12 protein-coding genes are annotated in these 16,372 nt (G+C 39.4%); 1 reads left to right on the forward strand and 11 read right to left on the reverse strand.

Annotation, left to right across the window (positions count from 1 at the left end):
- Nucleotides 1-236: 236 nt before the first annotated feature.
- From H6G69_RS03720 to H6G69_RS03760, 9 genes are all read right to left on the reverse strand, one after another.
- Nucleotides 237-1,559 carry a cytochrome P450 gene (locus tag H6G69_RS03720; protein ID WP_190681748.1) on the reverse strand — a complete coding sequence of 441 codons (1,323 nt, stop codon included), beginning with the start codon at nt 1,557-1,559 and terminating at the stop codon, nt 237-239.
- 97 nt (nt 1,560-1,656) lie between these two features.
- Nucleotides 1,657-3,309 carry a GMC family oxidoreductase gene (locus H6G69_RS03725; protein ID WP_190681752.1) on the reverse strand — a complete coding sequence of 551 codons (1,653 nt, stop codon included), beginning with the start codon at nt 3,307-3,309 and terminating at the stop codon, nt 1,657-1,659.
- 56 nt (nt 3,310-3,365) lie between these two features.
- Nucleotides 3,366-4,304 carry an NADP-dependent oxidoreductase gene (locus H6G69_RS03730; RefSeq protein ID WP_199335711.1) on the reverse strand — a complete coding sequence of 313 codons (939 nt, stop codon included), beginning with the start codon at nt 4,302-4,304 and terminating at the stop codon, nt 3,366-3,368.
- A gap of 84 nt (nt 4,305-4,388) precedes the next feature.
- Entirely contained in the window at nt 4,389-5,081 is a 693-nt protein-coding gene (locus tag H6G69_RS03735) for a VOC family protein (RefSeq protein ID WP_190681755.1), read from the reverse strand.
- Nucleotides 5,082-5,257: 176 nt separating this feature from the next.
- Nucleotides 5,258-5,941, reverse strand: a complete 684-nt coding sequence (locus tag H6G69_RS03740) for a VOC family protein (RefSeq protein WP_190681758.1) — start codon at nt 5,939-5,941, stop codon at nt 5,258-5,260.
- Nucleotides 5,942-6,325: 384 nt separating this feature from the next.
- Complete coding sequence (locus H6G69_RS03745) at nt 6,326-6,691, reverse strand: hypothetical protein (protein WP_190681761.1); 366 nt, start codon at nt 6,689-6,691, stop codon at nt 6,326-6,328.
- 30 nt (nt 6,692-6,721) lie between these two features.
- Nucleotides 6,722-8,998: a heavy metal translocating P-type ATPase gene (locus tag H6G69_RS03750; protein WP_190681763.1), complete on the reverse strand. Its 2,277-nt coding sequence runs from the start codon at nt 8,996-8,998 to the stop codon at nt 6,722-6,724.
- A gap of 42 nt (nt 8,999-9,040) precedes the next feature.
- Complete coding sequence (locus H6G69_RS03755) at nt 9,041-9,235, reverse strand: heavy-metal-associated domain-containing protein (protein ID WP_190681766.1); 195 nt, start codon at nt 9,233-9,235, stop codon at nt 9,041-9,043.
- Nucleotides 9,236-9,857: 622 nt separating this feature from the next.
- Nucleotides 9,858-11,366 (reverse strand): iron uptake porin, encoded by a 1,509-nt coding sequence (locus H6G69_RS03760; RefSeq protein WP_190681770.1) that lies wholly within the window; start codon nt 11,364-11,366, stop codon nt 9,858-9,860.
- An 842-nt stretch (nt 11,367-12,208) separates the two neighbouring features.
- On the opposite strand from H6G69_RS03760, the gene malQ reads away from it, so the two are divergent.
- On the forward strand, nt 12,209-13,723 hold the full coding sequence (malQ, locus tag H6G69_RS03765) for a 4-alpha-glucanotransferase (RefSeq protein WP_190681773.1): 1,515 nt from the start codon (nt 12,209-12,211) through the stop codon (nt 13,721-13,723).
- A gap of 675 nt (nt 13,724-14,398) precedes the next feature.
- Here the strand turns inward: malQ and H6G69_RS03770 are convergent.
- Entirely contained in the window at nt 14,399-15,070 is a 672-nt protein-coding gene (locus H6G69_RS03770) for a helix-turn-helix domain-containing protein (protein WP_190681776.1), read from the reverse strand.
- Nucleotides 15,071-15,345: 275 nt separating this feature from the next.
- Nucleotides 15,346-15,909, reverse strand: coding sequence for a hypothetical protein (locus H6G69_RS03775; RefSeq protein WP_190681779.1), 564 nt, complete (start codon nt 15,907-15,909; stop codon nt 15,346-15,348).
- Nucleotides 15,910-16,372: the final 463 nt, after the last annotated feature.

Raw genomic sequence — 16,372 nt, forward strand, 5'->3', positions numbered from 1 at the left:
ACTGAGTTTTGCCCAATTCTATGAGCGATGTTCTTAGTAAATCAGCAAATTAAGAAACGCTATATAAGATGATTTAACATCAAAGTTAAACTTTTAATTACTGAATAAATGTGTATGGCGATCGCTACATATCCAAAAGAGTTTTTGTGAAATGGCTGAAAAGCAGTACTCACAATTCAAGTATTTGGTACAAAAAATTTGTGCAACGCCAACCCAGCCATTTAAGATTAATATTTTTATCGAGGATGTAATGTCATTTGAATGCCGTAGCGAGGTGTAAACGACTTTTGAGGATATGGTTCAAGATGTTGATCAGGCACTAGTCGCGCTTGCCACTGCTGTGCTAGGGTTGCCAATACTAGTGCGTCTTTTGTGGGCGCAAAGTCTCGACCAGCGCATTGTCGAGGGCCAGCACTAAAAGGAAAATAAGAATATTCTGGGCGAGCGCCTTCTGCTTCTTTTGTCCAGCGCATTGGATCAAAACGATCAGGCTCGGGAAAGTAACGGCGATCGCGGTGCATTATTCTTTGGCTAAACAGTAAAATTGAACCAGATGGGACGCGATAATCACCAAACGACACATCATCCCGAACAAAACGTCCCACACTCCATACAGAAGGATACAGCCTTCGTACTTCTTTAAGTACCATCTCTGTGTAAGGAAGGTTGGGCAAATCTTCAAAGCTAGGTGTACGTCCATTTAACACCCTTGTTAGCTCGGTGTGTAACCGTGCATCAACCTCAGGATATTGTGAGAGTAAATACCATGCCCACGACAAAGTTGTGGCCGTCACCTCATGCATGGAAAACATGATTGTCAATGCCTGATTAGCGACTTGTTCATCACTAATAGCTTGACCATTAACTTGTTGTTTTAACAACCAAGACAACAAAGACCGCGAATCACCTGAATTAGCACGCTGAGTCTGTACCAGTTCCAACATCAATTTCAACATATAGGAACGGGCGGCCTCTGCTTTTGGTGTCAAAAACACTGGTGTAGTAGGTACTAAGTCATTGATCAATGCCGCAATGGGGTCAAAGCCGTAGCCAACATCCATTGTGAGAATTGCATCCACAATTTGTCCCGCTTCAGCTTGCACATCCGCTTGAAACAGTGTCTGAAACACAATCTCCAGCGTAATCCGCATCACTTCCTTATAAATATCTACTCTCAAATGGCCATGTTCTTGGTAAATAGCTTCCCAACGATTACGTGTATGTAAGGCAGCATCAACCATAATTGGGGCATAGGTAGTACCTAATTGACCCTCAAATAGTGGTAATATCCCACTGATTTGATGTAAGTAATTTCCTTCTGCATTTGTATCTTTGCGTTTAGCAAAATAGCTAGATTTATTTACGAATACATCGTGAATAAAGTCAGGATGATTTAGCAAATAAATATCTTGAGTCCCAAAAGGTAAACGTACAATATCGCCATAAGTATCTACAAGCTCGGCAACAAAAGAGACTGGATCATAGTTGCGTAAACCTTGTAAGGTACTCTCAAAAGTTGCACCTGTCGGACTTGGCACAGTTGCGTATGTGACTGGCATAGAATTATCCTAAAATTTTCAATTACATAGTCAAGCTAGGGGGTTTTATCTAACCGAAGTCTTTGTCTGAAATCAGACTTCGGTTGAGGCTTTAGCTTCAAACTTTGTCAGCCATAGCCACTACTCGTGATTCTTTTTCAACCTGCTGAGACAGCCCAAGCCCCAAGGAAGCAGCAGATAGTTCATTACTGTAGCGTTGCGCTCTCACATCTGAGCCTTGGGAAATCATATCTGCGGCTTTTTCACCAATCATCAAGCAAGCAGCGTTTGTGTTACCACTCACAACGGCAGGCATGATAGAAGCATCTGCAACTCGCAGCCCCTCAATACCGTACACTCGCAGTTGAGGATCGACTACGGCCATTTCATCACGTCCCATTTTGCAAGTACATGAAGGATGCCACTCAGTTCTACACAATTGACGAATACTTTCACGTATTTGCTGTTTTGTTTTGACCTCTGGCCCTGGTGATAATTCTTTAATTCCTATTTTCTCAAAGGGAGCCGTATTCATAATTTCACGGCTAAGTTCAATTCCCTTGAGCATAGTTTCCATATCAATATCAAACTGCATATAGTTCGTTCTCACAACTGCCAAATCCCTTGGATTGTTAGAACGCAGTGTGACGCTACCCTTACTCTGTGGTCGTAAAAGAGTTGGTACACAATTAAAATGAGTACCTCCAATAAAGAGTTCTTGTTGACCAAACATAAAAGGACTGAACTCAAACTGTAAATCTGGTGCAGTATTTTCTAGACCACTACGACTATGAGTAAATAAACCAACTTCGGTGATTACAGGTGGTATAGGCTGTGCTTGTTTGCATTCATATCCTATGTCAAGCAGCACATGATCTTGTAAATTTTGTCCAACCCCAGGTAAATCTACAACAACAGGAATAGCATGGGCTTTTAAGTGTTCAGCTGGGCCAATTCCCGCTAGCATCAACAATTTGGGTGAGACAAATGGCCCAGCACTCAAAATAACTTCACGCTCTACCACAGCTGTATGCAAAATACCTTCTTGAAGATATTCAACTCCAATAGCGCGTGTACCTTGCAACAAAATACGAGTGACATAAGCCTTTGTCTGGAGTGTTAAGTTCGGACGCTCTAGAGCAGGGTCTAAGTATGCTACAGAAGCACTGCATCGCTGACCATCTTTGGTGTGGGCATATTGATACATACCTACACCACCTACTTGTTCTGCACCGTTAAAGTCCCAAGGTGGAGATTTAAATCCTAGTTGCACTGCTCCTTCTATGAAGGCTTGAGAGACAGGCGATGGATTTGTATAGTCAACAATCCGAATCGGCCCACCCACACCATGATATTCTGAAGCTCCGCCTGCATAGTCTTCCATTTTTTTGAAGTAAGGCAAAACTTGACGATAGCTCCAGCCTTCACAGCCAAGGTAGTTCCAGTAATCGTAATCATGTCGGCTACCCCGTACATGAATCATGCCATTAATGGAACTGCCACCGCCGACAACTTTACCCTGAGAAATGGGTAATTTGCGTCCACCAATATACTTTTCTTCCTCAGTGATATATTGCCAGTCAGCTTCTGTATTCCACGCCTCGGTAAAAAAAGAGCGTAAGTCTGAATTACGGAAAGCTGGTTTTCTATCTGTGTCTCCAGCTTCCAATAGCAAAACGTTAATAGCTGGATTTTCACTGAGGCGACTGGCAATAACACAGCCTGTTGTACCAGCCCCAACGATGATATAGTCAAACGTTTGATTGCTCATAGGATTCAATTTTAATTCTCAGATTTGCTTGTTTAAGTTCTAAAAAACTCTCAGTATTATCTAACTTGGAGAGCTATTTTACCGCGCACATGACCGCTTTGACTCAATTCATGAGCTTGACGCACTTGCGAAAGGGGTAAAACTTTATCCACCAAAGGCTTGAGCTTGCCAGTATCAATTAAAGTGGCAATTGCTTTTAATTGCTCGGCGTTGGGTTGGACAGCAATTCCTTTGCCGTAGACACTATAATTAGCTCCATCTTTGTCAGATGGAAAAGGTGGCACAGTAGAGACTAAACTACCGCCTTTTTTGATCACTTGCCAAGAACGTTCTCGTGTTTCGCCACCAATTAAGTCCAGTACAATATCTACATCTTTGACTACATCTTCAAAGCGTGTTGTCTTGTAATCAATTACTTCATCAGCACCAAGTCCACGTAAAAACTCGTGATTGTTTGCTGAGGCTGTACCAATTACTTGAGATCCTTTAGTCTTAGCTAATTGAACAGCCATCGAACCGACTCCACCAGCTGCTCCGTGAATCAGAACAGTTTGTCCGGGAGCTAAATTACCTACCTCAAACAAAGATTGCCAAGCTGTTAGTGCTGCTACTGGCACGGAAGCGGCGGCAATAAAATCTAAAGAGTTAGGCTTTGCTGCAACATCAGACTCACTAACTACGGCATATTCCGCATACATCCCAATTTCGGCTTGGGGCATACCATAGATAGCATCTCCAACTTTGAACTTTGTTACACCCGTTCCTACAGATTCGACAATGCCAGCTAAATCACATCCTAAAGTGATTGGCATAGGAAAATCCATAAAAGAGCGCATATATCCAGCACGCAGTTTCCAATCTATAGGATTAACAGTAGTAGCATACACACGAACTAGTAATTCACCCGCATTTGGGTTAGGACGAGGTGCATCTTCATAAACAAGTACATCTGACTCTCCATATGAATGTATGCGTGCTGCTTTCATTGTTTCCATAGGTTGTCTCCTGGTGTGATTATTCAAGTCAAAGAATTTGTACGGATTTAACTTTATGTTCTGTTGCTAACTCTTTGTTTGTAGTTAAAGGATATTTCCTTGAACCATCTCGATAAGTTCACCATCAAGACCTTGACAGTAGGCAAGTCGAACTGTGATATTTGCTTGACCATTTATATCCCCGCTCAAGATGAAGTTAGCGGGTTCACCATTCCAAGTTTTGCCATTAAAGACAAAATTGAAGGGTTTTGCACCAGCATTGATGGCACGTTGGTAATAAAAATCGGTGTTATCAGCTCGCAGTGCCAGATGATTCCAGATGTCATATCCGACTCGTTGGTTAGCTGGTGTTCCTCCAGCAACGATTTCTACATAGTTACCATCGCCTATATCCATCAGTTGGACGCGTCTGACGACATCAAACAATTCTCCATTGGGCAGAATAGTTTGTGCTGAATTCCAACCATATCTTTTGCGCGCATTAAAACCTTTTTCATAAAAGCGAATTGTTGCGTCAATATCGTAAGCAAGTAGGGCAGAGTGATGTAAACCAGGGCCTTCTATGCGATGTATTTTCTTTTTTTTCCATTTTCCTGACAATTCTAGGGAGTCATCCTCATCTTTATCTTTCCCTAATGCTGGCTTAGAGTCTAATGTCGAAAAGCCTGTAGTGCTAGCGACTAATCCTGCTAAAAATGACCCACCCATCAGTAATTGCCGACGACGCGTGAATGGATTTTTTTTACTGCCTTGGATTGTTTGTTCTGAGTTTTCCATGTAGGTTAATTTTTAAGTATCTTGTGGAAAAATTGAAATAATCAGAAGTTAAGTAAGTCAGGGATAATAATTCTTCTCAACCTCTTGGACTAATTTTTTTGATGTTACTTACTCTGTGGCTTAATCAAGCATTAACTCATAAGTTAGACTTGGTTAATATGGATATTCTGGCTTAGTTAAAGTAAGTTGCCCTGAATTAGTTCAATTAGTTCGCCATCAATGCCTCGACAATAGGCAAGACGGACGTTAATAGTTGGTTGGCCATAGAGACTGCCAGTTACTTCAAAGTCAGCAGGTCTACCATCCCAAACTTGGTCTTTGTAGACAAAATTGTAAGGTTTAGCACCAGCATTTATGGCACGTTCGTAATAACGGTCGGTGTTGTCGCAACGTAGGGCGATGTGATTCCACACATCATATCCGACACGCTCGCTAGCAGGTTTACCGCCGGAAATGAGTTCTACATAGTTACCGTCGCCCATATCCATTAGCTGAAGTCTTCCGATTACATTGAATACTTCGCCTGTTGGTAAAATTGTTTTAGCAGAATTCCAATCATATCTTTTACGCGCACCAAAGCCTTGCTCATAAAAGCGAATTGATGCGTCAATATCGTATGCCAGTAGGGCAAAATGATGCAATCCTGGGCCTTCTATACGGTGTATTTTCTTTTTTTTCCAACCTGCTAAATCTTGTCTGGATTCGTCTAGCTCTTTTGAAGATGCAGGTTTACTACCAAAGGTAAATAAAGTTGTACTACTAGCAAATAACCCTGTAAGGAATGAACTGCCAATCAGCAAATTACGCCGAGAGAAAGTTTGATTGTGAGTTTTAGCACTGCTTGGGGATGTGTTTTTCATGAAAGGTAATTTTACCTTTTATCAGATTATCTATGCTTGAGTATATAGAGTAGAAAAAATCATTCACAATGGTTGATATTTTGGCAGATGGTTAGCTTTTTTAGTTGATTGAATGCGATTGAAAACCAATTTAGAATTTAATTTACTAGACAAAGTGGAAAGCGATCGCCTTCCACCTCGTCTAGAAAAAAGCTACTATTTATGCTGTACTCATCAATTGCAGCAGTAGGAGTAACGCTTGCTCAACTCTCAATAATTTTTGCGTTAGCTAATTTTTAAATAGGACTTACGCACAGGCTACGGAAGAACGAACCACAGAGGCACAGAGTTCACGGAGAAATGAGAGTTTGAGAGAGTTTTTGCGTAAGTCCTATTAAAGTCCAATTAAATTGGATGGGTTGAAGTATGATTGCTTGAAAAACTCAACATAGCTGTGTAACGTTTGTTTTTAGAAATATGGGGCAGTTGTTTTAACAAGTTACTAAACAAGGTAAATATTTGATTAGCTAGTTTTGACTGCACTTTATCTTGACTAAACAAGAACCAAGATAATTCTAAATAAATCAATATTAATCCGCCTAAAGTCACCGCCATTTTTAATAAAAACGGTTGGGCAATTTGGCTAAATTGACTATTTGATTGCAAATGTATAGGATTGTTTGCAATTAACGTTGTAATAGCGATTATCAACACTAATAAAGCTATAACTATCAGTTGGGGGCCAATTTTTTTTCTGGGTAATTTTTGCATTTTGGTAGTTAATTATTTGTAGAGGCCAAATTAGAGACTGGTTTTAGGTTGAAAGGAACGCAGGCGTAAGGCATTAGTCACAACCGAAACTGAACTAAAAGCCATTGCTGTCCCAGCAATAATGGGGTTAAGTAACCAGCCATATAAAGGAAACAAAACTCCAGCCGCAATCGGAATTCCCGTGAGGTTATAAATTAAAGCAAAGAAGAGATTTTGACGAATGTTGCGAATTGTGGCGTGACTTAGCTCAATTGCGGTTACAGTTCCTTGTAAGTCTCCAGAAATTAAAGTGATATCGCTGGCTGCGATCGCTACGTCTGTTCCTGTACCAATTGCGATACCGACATCTGCTTGAGCCAAGGCGGGAGCGTCATTAATGCCATCACCCACCATTGCCACAACTTTGGATTTAGGTTGGGTAATTCTTGCGGTTTTTCCTTGCAGAGATTTAATCATCGCCACTTTTTCCTCTGGTCGGACTTCTGCAAATACTTTCTTGATGCCGACTTGTTGAGCGATCGCTTTTGCAGAAGCATAATTATCCCCGGTTAACATCACGACTTCTAAACCTAACCGACGTAATTTGCCAACCACTGCTGCTGATGAAGGTTTAAGACTATCTGACATAGCCATTAAGCCTTGAATTTCCCCATCGACTGCAATCCAAACTACAGTTTTACCTGCTGCTTCTAAAACAGCTTTGTTTTCAGCCAAGATGCGAGTTTTGATCCCTAATTCTTCAAACCAACGTTGTGTGCCAATTTGTACTAAGCAATCTAAAACTACACCTTGAACACCTCTACCTGCTAATGCCTGAAAATTCTTGACTTCTAGAGGATTTATCTTTTGAGATTGAGCATATTTAACTATTGCATTTGCTAAAGGATGCTCAGAATTCTTTTCTACAGAAGTTGCTAATTGCAAAAGTTTTAGCTCGTTGCTGTCTCTTGTGCCTTTAACAGTAATAAAGTCTGTAACTGTAGGCTTGCCTTCTGTTAAAGTTCCAGTTTTATCTAAGACAATTGTCTGGATTTTATGTGCTAATTCTAAGCTTTGGGCCCCTTTAATTAAAATGCCATTTTCCGCGCCTTTGCCTGTTCCTACCATCACAGACATGGGTGTAGCTAAACCTAAAGCACAAGGACAAGCAATGATTAGCACTTCCACGGCGGTGATTGTTGCTAGACTAAGATTGCCAGTCACATCAAACCAGATCACAAAAGTAGCGATCGCAATCATTATCACCACTGGTACAAACCATCCTGTGACTTGATCTGCTAAACGTTGAATAGATGTTTTGCTACCTTGAGCTTGTTGTACCAACTTAATAATTTGCGACAAAACCGTATCATGTCCGATTCTGAGTGCGCGAAATTTTAAAGCACCTGTGCCATTAATCGTAGCTCCAATTACCTCGTCTCCAGGTTGCTTTAAAACTGCCTGACTTTCACCTGTCACCATCGCTTCATCAACACTAGAAGAGCCATCGATAACTTTTCCATCTACAGGAATTTTTTCGCCAGGACGCACTAAGATAATATCGCCTATTTGAACTTCCTGAACGGGAATACTAGTTTTCTTGCCATTGCGAATGACACGAGCATTTTTAGGTTGCAAACTAATTAGTTTAGTAATAGCTTCGTTCGTTTGCTTCCTAGCACGACTTTCTAATAGCCGACCAAGTAAAATTAACGTAATGACAATAGTTGCAGCTTCATAGTACAAATCAGGCATTAAACTACCAGAGTTAGAAAACACCGTAAAAAACAGCGAATAAAAATAAGCAGCACTGATGCCTAAAGTCACCAATGTGTCCATAGTTGCTGTATGACATTTAAAGGCTTTCCAACTATTCTGATAAAAAGACATACCACACCAAAATTGTACTGGTGTGGCTAGCACTAACTGTACCCAAGGATTGTAAAACCATGCTGGAATAAAGGGCAGAGTTAACCCTATCATCTGTGGCAATGATGCTAAGACAATCAAAGCACTAAAAATAATTCCCACGATAACTTTGCGTGTGAGATCGCGTGATTTTGCCAGCCGATTTACTTTATCGGTACGATCTTCAACTGTATAGATGTCTGCATTAGATTGGGGAGAAGATGAGTATCCCGCAGCATCAACAGCAGCTTGAATTATCTCTAAATTAGTTTGCTTTTGATTGTACTGAATAGTAGCTAGTTCTGCACCAAAGTTAACATTGCAGCTAATCACTCCAGCAACAGAGCGAATAGCTTCTTCAACGCCACAAGCGCAGGCTGCACAACTCATACCTCTGAGTTTTAGGGTGAGAGTATCCATATAAGATAAATTGCTTGAACTGAAGTCCTAAAAAATGAATAACTAAGCAGCTAAATAACCAATTGCTGCTAATGCTTCCTTAATTACGCTTTCTGATACTTGAGTTTGTATACTCACCAGCTTTGTTTTTGTATTTGTTTGAACTGAGGCATTTGTATCGATAGATTTGATGGCTTTAGTAACTCTGTTAGCACAGGCAGCACAAGCCATATTTGTGATTTTGAATTGTAGTGTCATAGGTATTTAGTCCAAACGCAGTTTTAGGGTGTAAATTTGAGAACTATAGGAATCGTACTTGAATATTGCTAAGTATACTGAGAAACGAACCTTTGTATGGCAAGCTTCTAGCCAATTTGGTTTTTCAGAAATCAAATATGAGTCCTATAAGACATAAGAAGTGTAATTTATTAGCAGATAGTTTTTTGAGTTTTCATCCGATTAAAGAGCTTTGTTTGCTGGTTGGTAATGTGATTTTATTCAACAATAACTTTGCTGCAAATAAAACTATATCTAATTTTTGCCAGCATAGTTTTAGATAAGCTTGCTGCATAAAATTGAGCAGAGATAAATTGATAGCTAACCAGACTGTAAATAATACAGAAGGTAAGCAACAAAAAGCTGATAAAAACTGGGTAAAGCAATGAGAACACATCATATTAATTCACTTGGTATAATTGATAAAATATTGTTGGATTCGAGATGTAATACCAACTTGGATTTGATATTTTGGATGGGAATTAGTTGTTATATTGACTTTAGAACCAATCCATCGATCGCAATCATTTTTCCAATGGGTATAAGCTTAGATAGTAATTAAGATAAGAGCAATGGCCAATTTTTCTCAGTAAGGTTGTATTTTTTAGAAAAATAAGCTTGTTCGTAAAGTCCCAGTAATAATCGTACCGTTGCTGTCTTGATTTCCAGGATTAGTAATTACCTGAATCACAGGTGAAATCCGAATATTGTCACTGAGTGGTAAGTTATAAAATGCTTCAAAGTTCATTTGTGTAGTGTTACCTACTTTACTTTCTACAAATGGCTGAGATGCGGCGATGCCTGCTAATGTGCCAGGAACGAATACATCTCTAAAAGAAAGACCAGCCATCCAATAGTTGGGGTGGATGTCACCAAAAATAGTATTGTCATAACTGCCATATCCGTAGCGACCAAAAATAGCTAATTGCTTTGACAGAGCTAGTTCAAAGTTGGCTCCAAAGACATCAAATTGATTACCAAATACACTACCGTTGCTGTATTGAAGACGTACAGCAAACGTAGTAGAGGGGGAATAGTTCACTTCAACGGTTGTTTGATAGGGATTGGCGAATAAGCCATTATCGCTATTGCCAGTAGGATATAAGAGCCTAATGAGCGGTGAACCACCTGCAAAAGAACTGTTGTTGGGATTAGCGGCTCCAGGAGCTATATACTCGGCACGTATTGTAAATGGGCCGGAATTTGGGTTCCATTCAATTACGGCTCCTGCACCTAAGTCTTCAAAAGGAAAAAGAAGATAATTATTGCTTAATGCCAGAGTTAAGAAGTCTAAAAAACTGAGATTGGCATAGCTATTGCGATCAAAATAGTCTGTAGGTGATAAAACTGGGCCCAAGGTAGCTGTGAAATCTTTAAATGGTGTAAAAGTGTACTGTAGCCTAGCTATTTGAAGTCGTTCGTCAATGGCTGAACGCAAGGAAAAATCTACAGCACTGCCAAAGCTTGGTTCGAGAAGTCCTGCTGCATTATCTTCCCCACCAGGGCTACCTGACTCTAAACGTACTAACAGTCTATCTGTACCGCTAAAGCTGCTGGTGAGATTTAAAGAGGCGCGAAAGATGACAGTAGCATTGGGGTTTTGATGGGCAATTTCTTTACCAGTAGGATCGATGATGCTACTGCCACTAAAGCCCCCAGCAGTGACAGCAGCGACAACTAGTCCTGTCAACTTGGTGGTAGTGGAAAATTGGTTAGCTTCTAGCTTGGCTGTATTTGCTGCCAAATTATCTACACGACCTTGCAAATTTGCAAGTTCGTTGGCAAACTCTGTTTGCAGCTTGTCTAATGTTAACAAGTCTTCACGGCTGACTGGTGCTTCTACTCCCGATGCTATTAATTCTTGTACTCGTTCCAGCACTGCGTTGATTCCAGCCGCAAACTCATAACGAGTCATCGCTGCATAACCTCGATAATTGCCATTCGGATAGCCTGTAATTACTCCATATCGCTCAATCAAAGATTGAAGTGCCTGAAAAGCCCAATCAGTAGGCTCTACATCAGCCAGTTGGTTTACAGAAGTAATTGTGTCTGTTGAAGCAAGTGTCTGAGTCATTTCATCCTCAGGAATAGTTTCAACTACTTCCTGATTCATCAGTGTAGATATTTCTGAAGTTGGATTTATTTTTTCAATAACGCTCGTTAATTGCTCAGAAGTGGTGATAGGTTTTGATATGTCCGCCAGTGCCGAAACATTTTGAAAACTTAGAAACAGTATGCTTATACTTGGAGCAAGGAATAAATAGCTATTTCTCATTACTGATAGATTTCAACCTGTTAGCTTATAAGAATTCAAGTATTGTTTTCACTAAAATATAAAAATCAGGTTGCTAAACTTGAATTGGCTAACCTAGGCATTTTAGAGAAACTCTTTTTCTGGAAATCAAGCTCTGTGAGCATCAGACCTAGGCTAGATTTCCAGAATTTATAAAAGATGCAATATAGTTACAATGGTGATTTTTTTGGTAAAAGGTAAGATTTTTTGGAATCTCTAATTTTTACCGAAAATTATCATCTGCTCGGCCAATATAAACTAATTACCGACTAGAGTAGGGTGATTTTATGCCTTAATCTGTTGAAATATAGATTTATGGTTTAAAAATTTTTCCCGATGAGATATTTTATCAAAAAAACAAGAACCAAAGAAGACAAACTTTAGCCCAAAAATCAACCTTTGCATATAATTTTTATAACTTTTAATATAAGCTCGTCAATCGTAAGATAGATTCATATCTTGCATACATTCTTATATTATTTTCTCCGAGCAAAATCATGCTGTAAACCAGTAGTTCATAGTGGCTCAAATGCGCTGTGTCGTATAGGAGATTTGCCAAATTTATTTTAATATGAGTAGTTTTTTGACACGATTAATCAAATCTCAAAAACAGGCGATCGCAATTTGCATCAATTTTGTAATTTATTAACTAGAGGTAGATTATGCCTTTTCCTAGAACTAGTGGGATTTTACTGCATCCGACTTCTTTGCCTAGCCGATTTGGTATTGGTGACTTTGGGGCGGAAGCTTATCAATTTGTTGATTTTTTAGCCGAAAGTAAACAACAGCTTTGGCAGATACTACCACTTGGCCCTACTGGCGATAGTAATTCTCCTTATGCTTCTTATTGTGCGATCGCAGGAAATCCCTTATTAATTAGTCCCGATTTGCTATATAAAAAGGGTCTAATATCTGAAGATAGTTTAACAAATTTACCCGACTTTCCTGCGGAAACAGTCGATTTTACCAAGGTAATCGCCACAAAGCTCCCCATACTAAAAACAGCTTGCAACAACTTCAAAACTCATGCAACTTTAAATCAACAACAGGAATTTCAAGACTTTTGTCAGAGTCAGGCTTACTGGTTAGATGATTATGCTTTATTTATGGCTCTCAAACAAGCTCACCACGGTAGTAGTTGGCATAAATGGGAGAGTGCTATTGCCCAGCGCAAACCAGAAGCACTGGAAAAATGGCAGCAACAACTAGCAGAGGAAATTTTTTACCATCAATATCTACAATTTGAGTTTTTCTGGCAGTGGTCTCAACTCAAACGCTATGCTAACCAGCGAGGAATCCAGATATTAGGAGATATTGCCATTTATGTAGCTCATGATAGTGCGGATGTTTGGGCTAATCCTGGCAATTTTTGTCTTGATGAGTCCGGTGAGCCAGCACTAATGGCAGGCACGCCTCCAGATTACTTCAGTAGCACTGGGCAGTTGTGGGGAAATCCAGTTTATAACTGGGTACGTCTCAAGCAAGACAACTTTCAATGGTGGGTGCAACGTTTTCAATCTATGCTCAATTGTGTGGATTTGATTCGCATTGACCATTTTCGAGGCTTTCAAGCATACTGGGCTGTCAATCAAGGTGAAACTACTGCCACAAATGGTAGGTGGATTGAAGCACCTGGAGAGGCTTTTTTTCAGGTATTGAAACAAGAGCTAGGTCAGATGCCAATTATTGCCGAAGATTTAGGAGAAATCACCCCAGAGGTATACGCGCTGCGAGATAAATTTGAATTTCCAGGGATGAAAATATTACAGTTTGCGTTTGGCGAAGGTTTACAAGCTGAAAAACGCTTTTTACCGTACAATTATGAGTCAAATTCTGTTGTCTATACAGGTACTCATGATAATGACACGACAGTTGGTTGGTTTCAACAATTGTTACCTCCAGAAAGAAAACAAGTTTTGAGTTATTTAGGTTGTCATAATGAGTCGGAAATAAACTGGGATTTAATTCGATTGGCATTGAGTTCGGTAGCTAATCAGGCAATTATTCCTCTACAAGATATTTTGGGATTGGGTACTGAAGCTCGAATGAATTTTCCTGGAAAAGCTGTAGGTAGTTGGGGGTGGCGATACCAGTCTACCGCTTTAACACCCGAAATTAGCGATCGCCTCAGAGCTATGACACTAATGTATGGAAGAGTATCTCAAGACCTCTTGTAAACGACTCCTGCAAGCAGTTTATTCTTCAATGTTGTATTACGCATAAAAACGAAAAATCAATAGTATGGGGTGCAAGAGTGTACATATTCAAAAAATTTACACCCTTACACCCCTTAACCCATTTTCAACAGACAATCTTTGTGCGGAAGTTTTTTCTTTTCAGCTAAAAAACATCTATTTTGCATATTGCAATTACATCAAACTCTTGTGGGGTAGACATCTTTTCCGCCCATTTGATGCAAGTTAAATATATATAGCAATCCTAAATCATTTGTGAAATTCTCTTTCTTCTCTTTCTTTGTGTCCTTTGCGTCTTTTGCGGTTGGTTAAAAAGAATATTTTTCACAACTCAGATAGGATTGCTATAAAAGCTTACTACGTGTCTATAAATAATACTTTTTTCTTCTCCAAATTAACAAATTGCGATAAGTTGTCAGCTTTTTTTTGGGTTGAACTGTCTAATTTCTGTAAAGGTATTTCTAACCAGCAGTTTCGGCAGAACCAATACACTTGGTTATGACTAACGTGTTGTAAAAGCCGATGAGAGCAGCAAGGACAGTTTTTCATATAATATTTGCAGCATTGACTTTTTACTGCTAGCTACTGGTTAATTTCAAGAATAAAAATTTCTGACCTTGACACCCATACAAATATTTACAAGGAGTTCTAACAAACTCAACAAGACTCACAAGTTGGGACAAAGGTTATTTGTATTAAACCATTGTCAATTTTTGCTACAGAACCGTTTTCACTTTTAAACATTAGTACTTCATTCACCACATTACTCTGATGAAAAATTGCCACAATCTCTTGAATACAAGCTTGTAATCTTTGCGCCTCTGCAAAAGCCACAGTTTTAGATTCTTGGTTGATGGTTTCCGTTGAGTTTGTTGTTTGTGGAACTTTTTGCCAACGTGGGGTATTGTTACTACGATATGACCTGCGCCATGTTTGCGGCGTTGTATTGTGGAGTCGGAGAAATTGACGACCAAAGTGTCGTCTATCTAAATAGCCTACGGCTTCCGCAATTTGTTCTACTGACTGGTCTGTTTCAATTAACAACCGACGCGCCTCTACCATACGACGCTCCACAATCCAACAGAGTACAGTTTTTCCGGTTTCTCGCCGTACAAGATCAGTGAGATAAGCAGGAGAACGACTGACAGCTTCAGCCACTTCTCTTAAACTAATTGAATTATGATAGTTCATCTCGATAAATCGAAAAACTCGACTTAACAAAGGTTGGGACTGAAGCAAGAACTTTTCAAAATTTGTGAGTATCGCTGTATTAATAGCGATGTTAACTTTATAAGAGTCAATCCCATTTAATAAGTAATTAGATTCCATCACTTTAGCCTCGCTCATTGTATTAAACACACTTAGATAGCATTTCAAATGATTTTAACTACAGTAATGCACTTGAACTTTGGAAATTATTGATATTGTTAGAAAATAGAGTTATAGCGTTTCCTAGTCTGCTGAAGTACAAATCTCTGCGTACCTCTGCGCTTAACTCTGCGACCCTCTGCGTTTCAAAATATTACCTGTACCTCACTTAACTGGGAATCGCTATATTACCTCACATTCCTGGCATTTTACTTATTTTTCAATACATATTATGATTAACGTCTGATCCAATACAACAATTCATTAGCAGCATAAACATCACGAAAAAAACTCAGTTGCTCGCATTTTAAGTAGCACGCACCTCGATGTCCACGGCGCAATAAGGTTTCGTTACCTTTAGCAATAACTTCGTGCGTTTCATTATCAAAACAATTCCATTCAGAGTAGATGACTTCACCATTAAACATAATGATTGGCCAAGCTATTGTGACAGTTGGTTGAGCAAGAATCGCCCAACGATTTACTTCTCTATTTGTAGCTGAAGCTTTACCATAAAATGGCCCATCAGCGCAGAAATATACCAGATTATTCGCATATTCACCTGCTAAAATGTCGCCACGTCCTTGTCTTAGTGCTTCACAGTGAGTCGGCCACCAATGTTTATTTTCTTGTTCTATTTGCTCTAGGCTATATTCTGGAGTTATTTCCGGTAAGTTATCGTTGCGTAAAGAAAAATATGTCTCTGCATCTGTGAGTATTTGTGTTGCTAGTTCAGGGGAAACTAGCTCTGGTTTAGAATAATCAACTAACAGATTACTGTAGTAATTGGTTCGCTTCATTATTTAACTCTCTACAGGCTTCAACCAAATTTTTCTATGCACGTACTTGATCATGAATACCCACAATTTTTGTTTAATAATAGTTGGGTTAACTCAGTTTTATCTGCCATTTCCTTGAGCATCATTGTGAATGTGGCATTATTGAAGACTAAGTAAGTCAACAACTCCTATACTTGATTGTGCGGTACTCATTTTTTCGATACCGTTAACTTAAATCCATAAATACAACGCTTGACACAGAAAAAATTAGGAGAAGTTTGACCAGGTTGAAAGGACTGGTTATCACAAGACCAACATGAATGAAGAAAATTGTCAGACGGATTGAACTTTTTTGGAGATGTGCTAGTGTGGTTTTCCTTCTGAAGTTGTAGTTATGTTGTGCAAAAACAAATTGACTTTTGTTTCAGGATATGGTTTCTAGCCAAAAGTAAACTGCTCTCGAGAATGAGAGGGAAAAGCCCCC

It is taken from the genome of Nostoc sp. FACHB-110 (assembly GCF_014697425.1).
Taxonomy (GTDB): Bacteria; Cyanobacteriota; Cyanobacteriia; order Cyanobacteriales; family Nostocaceae; genus Nostoc_B.